This is a genomic window from Protofrankia sp. CiP1_Cm_nod4, from assembly GCF_982290645.1.
The window spans coordinates 79,114-90,618 of record NZ_CEVIVC010000004.1; the positions used below are offsets into that span (position 1 = coordinate 79,114).

Below are 11,505 nucleotides of genomic sequence, written 5' to 3' on the forward strand. Positions count from 1 at the left end.
CCGCCGGCGGTGAAGGTGTCCCCGCACCCGCTGTTCGGCCGCGCCCGCTGACCGTCCAGGCCGGCCAGCCCTGGCCGGCCGGCTCCTCGCCGCTCGGCCGGGTGACGGGCCTCCGCTTCCCAGCCGGGGCCGTGCCTTCCCCGCCCGGCGGTCCCGGACGGGCCGCGCCGAGCGGGAGGACGCCCCACGGTCAGCCGAACGCGACAGGCAGCCGGTCGAGGCAGATGTGCCGGCCGTTCTCGAAGTAGCGGCGTGGCTGGCCGGTGAGCCGGTAGTTCGGATGCCGGGCCAGTTCGGCCAGGACGGCGAGGAACTCCGTGCGGGCGTGGTGCGCGCCGATGCAGAAGTGCGCGCCCTGGCCGAAGGTCAGGTGCCGGACCGGGTCCCGGTCCAGCCGGAACTCGTCGGGGCCGGGGAACTTCGCCGGGTCCCGGTTCGCCGCCCCGGTGAGCAGCACGACCCGCGCGCCGGCGGGGATCGTCGTACCGGCGATCTCCACGGGCCTGGTCGTCAGCCGGGTGCCGTGGTCCACCGGCGTCCACAGCCGCAGCGTCTCCTCCACCGCCACCGGCATCAGCTCGGGCCGTCCGCGCAGCTCGTCCTGGAGGTCGGGACGTCGGGCGAGCTGCCAGAGCAGGTGCGCGAGCGTGTTCATCGACGTCTCGTGGCCGGCGATGGCGAAGGCGACCAGCATCACGTGCAGCTCGGCGTCGGTGACCGGCCGGCCGTCGAAGTCCGACCGCACCAGGGCGGACAGGTAGTCCTCGCCGGGGTCGGCGCGGGCCCGTTGGATCTCGGCGCGGAACAGCTCGGCGAACGGCGGCCAGAAGCCGTCGGGGCTGTCGTCGGTGGGCATTCTCGACCAGGTGTTCGCGGTCAGCCGCCGGATGCGTTGCTGCGCGTCCGGGGAGAAACCGACGGCGAGGCCGACCACGGCCAGCGGCAGCGGTACGGCCAGTTCCGCGACCAGGTCGCCGTGCCCGCGTTCCACCACCGGTCGCAGCAGCCGTGCCACCAGGGCGGACACCGCCGGTCGCAGGTCCTGGGCCCGGGCCGCCAGGAACGGTGGCCGCATCAGGGCGCGGAAGGTGGTGTGCTCGGGGGGGTCGTATTCCAGCGGCGCGAACCGCGGGGTCCCCGCCGCCCGGGGGAAGAACACCCCGGACGCGGAGCTGAAGGTCTCGTGGTCCTTCAGCGCGGTCGCCACGTCGTCGTAGTGGGACAGGATCCAGATCCCGCCGTACGCCCGGGAACGGACGACCCGGCCGCGTTCCCGGATGCCCCGGTGCACGGCGATGGCCGTCTCCGGGTCGAAGGCCGGGTCGTGGTGGTCGAAGTCTGCGATGAGCCGCCGTACAGCCGCGGTCACGCTCCGCGCGCTGCCCGTGCCCCCGCCCGCCGTCCCGTTCCCGGCGCCGCTCTCGGCCACGTCCGGTCTCTCGGCCGTGTCCGGCCTTCCGGCCACGTCCTCGCCAGCCGCGATCTTGTTCGTGTTCCTGGTCACCGGGCCACTTCGGCTTCCTGGTCGGCTTCCCGCCGCCCGCTCCCGGGACGCAGGTGCTCCAGCGGGTGGGTCAGCTCCGGGTGGTAGGTCTCGTCCACGATCCACTTGACCATCCGCCGGGTGGGCTCCATGGCGTCCTGGGGGAGGTCCGCGCGGAAACGCGTCGCGTAGCCCAGCGAGACCAGCCGTTGCGCCCCGTACAGCGGAGCTGTGTCGCGCAGCTGCCGTTTGAGCGATTCCGGGTACACCCCCACGGTCTGGGTGTAGGCGTTCATCGCGCGGACCGCGTCCGCGACGTCGTCGACCGGGACGACGTTGGCCACCCGTCCGGACAGCGTCTGGTGGAAGTCGACGGGGTCGGGCAGCTGTGAGACCACCACCGCGCCCTCGTCGGCCCTGCCGCCGATCACCCGGTAGAAGTCGGTGTCCGCGCGCAGCACCCGCAGGTCGGCCCGCAGGTCGGGGTCGAAACGGCGGGCCGGGGTGCTGACCTGTTCCGGCAGCGCCTGGACGGCGTCGTAGAGCAGTTGTCCCCACCGGTTGGCCAGGGCCACCCCGGCCGGGCCGGTGCCGGTGACGACGTAGATCACCCGGGCGTTGAAGCAGCCTTCCTGGTTGAGCACGCCGACGTCGGCGGCGGCCAGCCGGGCGGTGGCGGCCATGCTCGCCGCGTCGGCGAAGGCCTGCGCGCCGATGACGGTGGCGCTGAGCTTCGGGTCGAGCGGGACGAGTTCCAGCCCGGGCCGGATGTAGCGGGTGACGTGCTGGACGGAGGCCAGCCCGCCCCAGGCGACGATCTTCTCCACCTGTGCCGGGTGGTAGAGGGCGCGCTCGAACCGCTCGTCGCCGCCCTTCCAGTACACGACGCTCAGGTGCCGGGTGAGCGGGTGCCCGGGGGCGGTCTCGGCGATCGTCCGGGCGATGGCCAGCGCGGTGAGCGGGTCGTTGGACGGGCTCTTGATGATCGTGTCGCACCGGGTGATCGCGCTGCGCACGATGGTGATCGCGGCGATGATCGGGTTGTTGCCGGCGATGATGTGCACGCAGCGGGAGCCGAACGCGCGGACCGCCCCGGCGCCGACGTCGGCCCAGCCGTCCAGGAAGCGGGTGCCCACGGTGCGCTCGGCGACCGAGCGGACCAGGCCCGGCTCGAACAGCGACGGCAACTGCCGGTAGGTGGAGCGCAGCAGGGCCGGTGTCAGGTCCGAGTAGGCCGCGAGCTGGTCCAGCGCCTCGGCCAGGAACGGGTTGTCCGGCACCGACAGCCTGGCGCCGACCTCGCCGAGCAGATCGATGATCTCCGTCAGCGGCACCGACTGCAGCTCGGCCATGCGCGCGGGGTCGCGCAGCGGGAGCGTGTCGAGCAGGCCGAGCGGATCCGGCGCGGCGAAACCGGCGGCGGACTCGACCGGGCCGGCGGTACGCAGCTCACCCCGGACGAACGCGGGGATCAGTGGTGCCGGCATCTAGACCAGCGCCCCGTTGAGGAACTCCAGCGCCTCACCCAGCGCCTCGGTGGTCGCCGCGCAAGTGATCTTGTCATCGCCGCGGGTGCCGCCGAACCGGCCGATCCGGGTGCCCAGCCGCGGGGTGGTGCGGCCACACGGGCAGGGGTCCCAGGTCACGGTGACCTCGTCCCCGGAGACGAAGCCGCCCCAGTGGATCTCGGCGGTGAGGTCGAGGAAGGCCGCGCGGCCGGTCCGGGTGCCCGTCCGGGGCAGCGGCAGCCCGGTGCCGGGGTCGAGCAGGTAGAAGATCAGCCATGGCTCCAGGTGGTAGCCGGCGTTCTCGCACAGCAGGTTCAGCGAGATCACCTCCACCATCGCGTACACGAGCTGCAGCTGGGGCACGCCGAAGAAGCCGGCCACCCCCCGCGCCCAGTCGTCCGGCAGCACACCCGCCTTGGAACCGCCGCCGGGGAAGACCACCGAGTCCGGCGCGAACAGCTCGCGCAGCCCGCGCGCGGCGCCGGCCCCCGCCATGCCGTGGAAGACGTCCCAGGTGCTCAGGGAGGCCACCCGCCGGCCGCGCAGCGTGTCGGCCAGCCGCTCGACGAACTCGCCCATCCCGCGGCCGGTGGCGTGCAGCGCGTCCTCGAACTCGGCCCTGCGCTGCCGCATGGCCGGGCTGATCTCGACCCGGTCGAGCTCGCCCCGGGCGGCGGCGGCCCGCAGCCGCCCGGCCAGGAACATCACGTCCGCGCTGAGCAGCCCGGGGTGCAGGGTGTGGAACCGGTCGGGATGCCCGGCGATCTGCTCAGCCATCGCGGTGGCGTGCCGGGCGATCCCGCTGCGGCCGGAGCGGAAGCTCGGCCACACCACGTCGACCCCCTCGGGGTCGCGGTCCGGGATGACGTCCAGCCGGACGATCTCGTACAGCCGGTCGTACTCGACGGCCGAGTGCGGGATGAACGACATCGTGCCGGTGGTGCCGGAGGAGTGCGCCAGCCGGAGCTCGGTGCTGGCGTCGATGAGGTCCAGCCACCCGTCGATCGAGGCGCAGCCGGTGGTGTCCAGCCCGGAGAGGTCCACCGTGACCAGGCGGGACAGCCAGGTGGTCAGCCGGTCGAACCGGTTGTCCACCAGCAGCCGGGCCGGATAGGACTTGTACACGGTGTGCGGGAACAGCAGCGGGGCGGCGTCGTCGAGCGAGCGGATCTCGTCGATGCCCTGTTCCTCGGCCAGGGTGCGCAGGATCGGGATACGGTCCCGTAACGCCGCGAACCGGAGCTTGAGCGCGGCCAGCTGCAGCTCGGCCAGCCGCCGCGGCGCAAGGGTGTGCATCGCCAGCCGTGAGTGCCCGAAGTACTCGATCGGATTGCCGGCGAAGGTGAGCAGGTCCTCGTCGCTGGTCATGGCTGGGCCCTTTCTGGCTGCTGCGTGGGTTCCCGCGCCGGAGGTGGCGCGGGCCGCCGTTCCGGCTCCGGCTCCGGTTGTGGCACCGGTTCCGGCTCCGGTTGTGGCACCGGTTCCGCCCCGGTGGACGCGGGCACGGTGGACGCGAGATGGCTGGCGATCGCCGCGACGGTGGGGTGGTGCCACAGCAGTGTCGGCGCGGCCGCGACACCGAGCCGTTCGGTGAGCTGGACGCGCAGCGCCACCGCCAGCAGCGAGTCCAGCCCGCTCTCGGTCAGCGGGCGGTGCGTGTCCACCCGCTCGGACGGCAGCCCGAGCACGTCCGCCGCCGCGTCCCGGACCTGTGCGGTGACCAGCTCGAGGCGTTGCGTGTCCGGCAGCGCGGCCCACTCCACCGCCGTGGCCGGCGGCGCGGCGGCCAGCGCGCGCAGCACGGCCGCCGGGGCCGCGCCGGGCAGCACGGTGAGCACGGCGACGTTCGCCCCGAGACCAGGATGGACGCCGCCCCAGGCGCGCAGCGCGTCGTCCGCGGTGACGTCGCCAGCGGCCCGGGCGCGCAGTTCGGCGTCGACAGTGGCCGCGGAGGCCGCGGCGGCCGCCATGCCCAGGCCACGCCAGCTCGTCCAGGCCAGCGACACCGCGTGATCGTCGCCGGCGGCGCGGCGGTGCCGGGCCAGCCCGTCGAGGAAGGCGTTGCCGGCGGCGTAGGCCGCCTGGCCGGGCAGGTGCAGCAGGCCGCCGGCGGAGGAGAACAGCACGAAGAAGTCCACGCTGCCCGGTGGGAACAGCTCGTGCAGGACGAGCGCGCCGGCCACCTTCGGCCGCATGACCGCCCGCAGCGACCGTTCGTCGAGCGCGTCGATCGGCGCACTGTGGACCACGCCGGCCGCGTGCACGACACCGGCCACCGGCGGCAGGTCGTCGGCGCCCGCCAGCGCGGCGAGCAGCTCCTCCCGGTCGGCGACGTCGGCGGAGAGCACCCGCACCGTGGCGCCCTCGGCCTCGATCGCGGCCCGGAAGTCACCGCGGGCCCGTGGCGGCGCCGGCGCCCGGCCGAGCAGCAGCAGCCGGCGCGCCCCCCGGGCAGCCAGCCAGCGGGCGACGCGCCGGCCGAGCGCGCCGGTACCACCGGTGATCAGGTAGGTGCCGTCCGGGCGGCAGCGCGGCCCGCCCGCGGCGGTGCCGGCGGCGGGCACCAGCCGGGTGGCCTCGGCCCGGCCGTCGGCGATCGCGATGACGTCCTCGTCCCGGCGCTGCCCGAGCAGGCCGGCCAGGACGGCGATGTCCGCGGCGGACGGATCCGCGGGCAGGTCCACCAGGCCGCCCCAGCGGTCGGGGTACTCGCCGGCCGCGATACGGCCCAGCCCCCACAGCGCGGTCTGTGCCAGCCCGGTGGCGTCCTCGGCCGCCCGTGCGCCGTGGGTGACGCACCAGATCCTGGCCGTCGGGTGCTCCCGCAGCACCGTGCGCAGCCGGCCCGCCAGCCGTACCACCGCGTCGGCCGGCTCCTCACCGGCCTGCGGCCAGGCGGTGAACACGACCGCGTCGGCTGTGCCCGGCCCGGTGACCAGCCTGATCGCGCCCGGGCCGCCGGCCTGGCCCAGCAGGCCCGGCCCAGCGGGCCCACCCCGCCCGGCCAGCAGCGCGGCAAGCCCGGGGTCGTAACTGAGCGTTGCTACCCGAGTGATGGACGCGGGGCCCGCTGCCGGTTCCAGCGGCTGCCAGGCGACCTCGTGGAGCAGGTGCGCGGCGGTCCGTGGTGGTCCCTCGGGGGTGCCGAAGCGCAGCGCCCGGATCACGGCGACAGGGCGGCCGGCCCGGTCGCTGACGTCGACGTCTACGGTGTCCCTGTCGCCGTCCCTGTCGTCGCCGCTGTCGTCGCCGCTGGTCCCGCCGTCGGTTCCGGTGCCGCGTACCCGCACCGTGAAGGCCACCTCCGCCGGTGGCTCGTCGACGGCCAGCGCCAGCCGCCCGATCCGGGCCGGCATCCGCAGGACGGGCGGGCCGGGGAAGACCACCGACGCCGTGGACAGCACGGCGTCGAGCACCGTCGCCCACGACGTCCTACCGTCTGGCGGCCCGTCACCGGCGGTTACCACAGCGAACAGGGTGGCGGACGGAGTGGCGGATGAGGCGGCGGACGGGCCGTCGTGGCGGCGCAGCCGCGTCACCCGCCATGGCAGGCCCATCGAGGTCACGCCGAGCGCGGCCAGCCGGTCGGTGACGAACCCCGGATCCACGTGGGTGCCGGCCGACGGCGCGGGGGCGGCCGTGCGCACCGGGCGGTCGGTGTCGACCGTCGCCACGGTGTGGGTCAGCCACGCGCCGTCCACGCTGGACGACAGCCGCAGCGAGGCGTCCTGGCAGGTCACCTGGATCTCCCGGGCCGGCGCGGTGGCGACCGGTACCAGCAGCGACACCTCGCGCAGCGCGCGGGTGCCCGCCGCCCGCAGGAAGGTGTTCAGCAGCACCGCCGCCGGCACGATCTCGCTGCCCGCCACCGGGTGGTCGCCCGGGTAGGGCCGGCTGCCGTGGTCCAGGTGGGTTCGCCACACCCTGGTCGGGACGGGCCCGTGCACGGTGAACGGGCTGGTGCCCAGCAGCGTGTGGCTCGCCGGGTCGTGGCCGGCGCCGGTTCCGCCCGTCGCGGCCGGGGAGTGCTCGGCCCAGTGCCGCTCGTGCTGCCACGCGTAGGTTGGCAGGTCCACCAGGTCCACCAGGTCACCGTCGGTGTGCAGCATCGACCAGTCGACCGGGGCGCCACGGCGGTACAGGGCGGCCAGGTTCTCCAGCAGGCAGCGCCGCGCCGGCCGGTCGCGGCGCAACGAGTACGCGACGACCGCCGACGGCGAGCAGTCCGCGATGGACTGGGCCACGACCGGATGGGTGGAGATCTCCAGGAAGGCCCGGTGGCCGTCGTCCACCGCGGCGGCCACCGCGGTGGCGAACCGGACCGGCGCGCGCAGGTTGGTGACCCAGTAGCCGGCGTCCCGGGCCGCCGGGCTTCTCGGGTCGCCCAGCGCCGTGCTGTACAGCGGGACCGCCGGCGGGTCGACCCGCAGATCGGCGGCGGCCCGGGCCAGTTGCGCGCACAGCGGTTCCATCTGGGCGCTGTGGAAGGCCACGTCGGAGTTGACCCGGCGGACGGTCAGCCCCTGCCCGGCCCAGCGCTCGATCGCCCGGGTGAGGGCCGCCGGCATCCCGGAGACGACGGTGGTTCCCGGCCCGGCCTCGATCGCGGCGCTGACCCGCGGGTCGTCCGCCAGCGCGCGCTCGGCCTCGGCGAAGGGCAGCGGCACCATCGCCATCGCGCCCCGGCCCGCCACCCGGCGCAGCAGCCGGGCGCGGCGGCAGGCCAGCTGGGCGCCGTCGTCCGCGTCCAGCACCCCGGCGACGACCGCGGCGGTGATCTCGCCGACCGAATGCCCGATCACCGCCGCCGGGCGCAGGCCGTACGACCGCCACAGCGCGCTCAGCCCGAGCTGCACGGCGAAGATCGACGCCTGTACCAGGTCCACACCCAGCGGCTCGTCACAGGTGAGGATCTCCCGCGGGGAACGGCCGAGCTCGTGGCGGTAGACCGCCTCGAGCTTGTCGAGCACCTCGGCGAACCGCGGCTCCTGCGCGAGCAGGTCGCGGCACATCCCCGGCCACTGCGCACCGTGCCCGGAGAACACCCACACCGGGTCGCCGAGATCCGGCTGCGCGCGTACCGGGGTGACGGCGGACAGCCCGTCGAGCAGCTCGGCGCGGTCCTCGGCGATCACCACCGCGCGGTGGGCCAGGTGCGACCGGCGCAGGGCGAGGGTGTGGCCGACGTCGGCCAGCTCCGCCGCGGGATGGGCCAGCAGCCAGTCGCGCAGCCGCCCGGCGTTGGCCGTCACCGCGTCCGCTCCCCGGCCGGATACCGGGTACATCCGGGGGCCGGCCGCCGGCCGCGGCCGGCTGTGACCGCTGTCCTGGCGGCCACGGCTGTCACGTTCCGTTGCCGGCGCCTGTTCGACCACCAGGTGCGCGATGGTGCCGCCGTAGCCGTAGCCGGCCACCCCGGCCCGGCGGGGATGGCCCGGTGACCGGCCTGCCGGCCACGGGGTGGGCGTGTCGACCAGCGCCAGCCCCGAGCCGTGCCACGGGATGCCCGGGTGCGGGCCGGCGACGGCCGGCGTCGGTGGGATGACCGCCCGCTCCACGGCCAGCACGGCCTTGATCAGGCCGGCGGCCCCGGCCGCGGCCTCGAGATGCCCGATGTTCGCCTTCACCGAGCCGACCAGGCAGGGCTGCCCGGACGGGCGGGCGCCTCCGATGACGGCGGCGAGCGCGCCGGCTTCGACCGGGTCGCCCGCCCTGGTGCCGGTCCCGTGCGCCTCGACGTAGCCGACGGTCGCCGGGTCCACCCCGGCGGTCCGGTACGCCTGGCGCAGCAGATGTTCCTGGGCGCTGCCGCTGGGCGCCATGATGCCGTCGGTGCGGCCGTCCTGGCGTACCGCGCCCCCGCGTAGCAGGGCGAGCACCCGGTTGCCGTCGCGCCGCGCCGCCGACAGCCGTTGCAGCACCACGAACCCGCAGCCCTCGCCACGGCCGTAGCCGTCGGCGGCGGCGTCGAAGGGTTTCGACCGGCCGTCCGGCGAGGTCGCGCCGGCCGCGTCGAGCGCGACAGCGAGCCCCGGCCCGGCCATCAGCATGACGCCGCCGGCCAGCGCCAGCGGGACGTCGTCGTGCAGCAGGCTGAGCGCCGCCTGGTGGATCGCGACCAGCGAGGCCGAGCAGGCGGTGTCGATCGCCACGCTCGGCCCGCGCAGGTCCAGGGCGTGCGAGATGCGGTTGGCCGCCGCGCACATCGACGCGCCGATACCGGTCCACGCCTCGATGCCGGGCAGGTCCTCCAGCAGCCGCCGCCCGTAGTCGTCGGAGCCGATCCCGACAAACACCGCGGTGTCCGACCCGGCGAGCGTGCCGGGCGGTATGCCCGCGTGTTCCAGCGCCTCCCAGGCGACTTCCATGGCCAGCCGGTGCTGCGGGTCTATCAGGCGGGCCTCGCGCGGCGGTATCCCGAAGAACTCGGCGTCGAAACCGGCGATATCGGGTATGAACGAGCCGCGGGCCGTGGTGCGGCGCAGCACGGCCGCCGTCCGCGGGTCGCGGGCGTAGTCCTCCCAGCGGTGGTCGGGTATGTCGCCCGCCGCGACCCGGCCGTCCATCAGGAATCGCCACAGCGACGCGGGGGAGTCGATACCGGCGGCGAATCTGCAGCCGATGCCGACGACAGCCACCGGATCCGGCGGTGATTTCATGCTGCGCGTCCCCCGTAATGGTCGTGATATGACGTGGCGCGGGTTTCCTGGCGGCGGCCCGCTGCCGGGAGGCCCGGGATGACCGGCGTGCTGCCGGTGGCCGGAAATGTTCTTCCGGCCACCGGCAGCACGGGAGGGGGAATGATTCAGAGTATTACCTTGCTGCCGTCCCAGACGGTCTCGCCGAAGACGTCGCCGAACAGCCAGTTGCCGGGGGCGTTCGGGTCGGTGCTGGTGTAGAACTCCTGCCACGCGGTGACCAGTTCGGGTACCGACAGCGAGCCGTCCCCGTTGCGGTCGAGTTTCTCGAAGGCGATCCTGCTGTTCGTGGTGGAGGTGCCGAACGCCTTCTGGAAGTTGGCGAACTCACCCACGTCGACGCGGCCGTCGCCGTCCCGGTCGGCGATGTCGAACAGGGCCTGGGCCAGCGGTCTGAAGCCGGCCTCGAACTTGGCGATGTCGGTGGCGAAGGCGCTCTTCAGGCCGGCACGCCACTCCAGCGGGGTGACCTTGCCGTCCTGGTTGGAGTCCAGCTCCTTGGAGACGTGCGCCCAGAAGTTCTCGAACGAGACCAGCAGCGCCTGCGCCTTGGCGGAGCCGAACGGCTCGCCGAGGTAGGCGATGATGCGCGCCGCCAGGGCGAGGGCGTCCGCGGCCTCGAGAACTCCGTTGCCATTCTGGTCGCCATGGCCGAAGCAGATGTCGATTTTGCGGTCGAGGAGCTGTTCCACGTCACTTGGTGCGGGCATGGGAATACCACCTTCGGGACGTTGAGGGAGCGGCGGAAATGCGGTTTCAGCGTGAGTCGCCCACGGCGGGTACGAGTGGTCGTGTCCAAGTCGATTCCCCCGTGGATCAACGCTGTGCCGTCAGCCTAACTATGGCTCCATGCCTTGACAAGCGTTCTCCCACGGGCGGAACGGCGCAGGCCCTCCGACTGGGTCACGGCACGTAAATCATCATTACTGTCAGTAGTAATGACTGTTGTGACGTCGATTGTCAAAGGCCCGGCTGAGCTGGGCTTTTATTTGTTCTTGATGTCGCCTGCGCAAAACCGGGAGTCCCCGCCGGATGCTCTCCGTAGTTTTTTGAAAAATATGTCCGGATGGATTTTGGGTGATACTGGTGGATGAAATCTTGATTTTGTTGTTTCTTGATTGTCAAGTTGTTCGATAAATGTCTGTTTATTGAGCGGGCAGCTGTTACGTGCGGGCTTTCCGGGCCGAAGTTTTCCGGGTGGGTGGCCCGGGGCTGGCCGGGCGGGACGCTCCGGCCGGGTGGATCGACGCGCGGGCACCCGCGCGGGCACCGCCGCGGGCGGCACGGCCCCGCGGAGCGCCCCACGGGCCGGCCGCACCCGCCCACATCAGCCGCCCGGACCACCCGGAACCCGTCGGCCCGGGCCGGCTGCCGCCGGATCCGGGGCCAGCCGTCCGGGTCATCTGGAGCCCGTCGGCCCGGGCTGGCCTGTCGCCGGATCTGGGGCCAGCCGTCCGAGCATCTGGAACCGGTGCTGGAACCCGTGGCCGACGACGAGGACCGGTTCCCGCTCCCAGCCGCCGGCGGCGTCCGGCGCTCCTGGCGCCGGCGGCGTCCGGCGCTCCTGGATCGTGGTGGAAGGCCGTGGAGCACGCGGATGCGCCACGGCACGCCACCCGTTGGCCCGTACGTGCCCGGGACGGGATTAGCGTTGGACCGTGCGCCCTCGTCTGTCTCCATCCGCGGATTCCGCGGCTTCCGCAGGTTCCACCGGATCCGTGGGAGCGACCTGGCCGGGTGGTCGCTGATGCGGCTGGTGTTCGCCGGTACCCCGGCGGTGGCGCTGCCGAGCCTGCGGGCGCTGCTCGACTCGCCC

The 11,505-nt window shown here is 73.9% G+C and carries 5 protein-coding genes; all 5 read right to left on the reverse strand.

The window, feature by feature from the left end; all coding sequences use genetic code 11:
• Positions 1-190: 190 nt before the first annotated feature.
• Positions 191-1,504: a cytochrome P450 gene (locus AC5LSR_RS02155; protein WP_250286819.1), complete on the reverse strand. Its 1,314-nt coding sequence runs from the start codon at positions 1,502-1,504 to the stop codon at positions 191-193.
• Positions 1,501-2,970, reverse strand: a complete 1,470-nt coding sequence (locus tag AC5LSR_RS02160) for an acyl-CoA reductase (RefSeq protein ID WP_250286816.1) — start codon at positions 2,968-2,970, stop codon at positions 1,501-1,503. The genes AC5LSR_RS02155 and AC5LSR_RS02160 overlap by 4 nt, the downstream gene beginning before the upstream one ends.
• Entirely contained in the window at positions 2,971-4,359 is a 1,389-nt protein-coding gene (locus AC5LSR_RS02165; RefSeq protein WP_250286814.1) for a hypothetical protein, read from the reverse strand.
• Positions 4,356-9,650 carry a type I polyketide synthase gene (locus AC5LSR_RS02170; RefSeq protein ID WP_493464505.1) on the reverse strand — a complete coding sequence of 1,765 codons (5,295 nt, stop codon included), beginning with the start codon at positions 9,648-9,650 and terminating at the stop codon, positions 4,356-4,358. The genes AC5LSR_RS02165 and AC5LSR_RS02170 overlap by 4 nt, the downstream gene beginning before the upstream one ends.
• 146 nt (positions 9,651-9,796) lie before the next feature.
• Positions 9,797-10,399, reverse strand: coding sequence for an EF-hand domain-containing protein (locus AC5LSR_RS02175; RefSeq protein ID WP_250287025.1), 603 nt, complete (start codon positions 10,397-10,399; stop codon positions 9,797-9,799).
• Between the last annotated feature and the right edge of the window lie 1,106 nt (positions 10,400-11,505).

Coding starts and splice junctions, on each gene's coding strand:
- AC5LSR_RS02160 (WP_250286816.1), bottom strand. CDS start 2,970: ATGCCGGCACCACTGATCCCCGCGTTCGTCCGGGGTGAGCTGCGTACC.
- AC5LSR_RS02165 (WP_250286814.1), bottom strand. CDS start 4,359: ATGACCAGCGACGAGGACCTGCTCACCTTCGCCGGCAATCCGATCGAG.
- AC5LSR_RS02170 (WP_493464505.1), bottom strand. CDS start 9,650: ATGAAATCACCGCCGGATCCGGTGGCTGTCGTCGGCATCGGCTGCAGA.
- AC5LSR_RS02175 (WP_250287025.1), bottom strand. CDS start 10,399: ATGCCCGCACCAAGTGACGTGGAACAGCTCCTCGACCGCAAAATCGAC.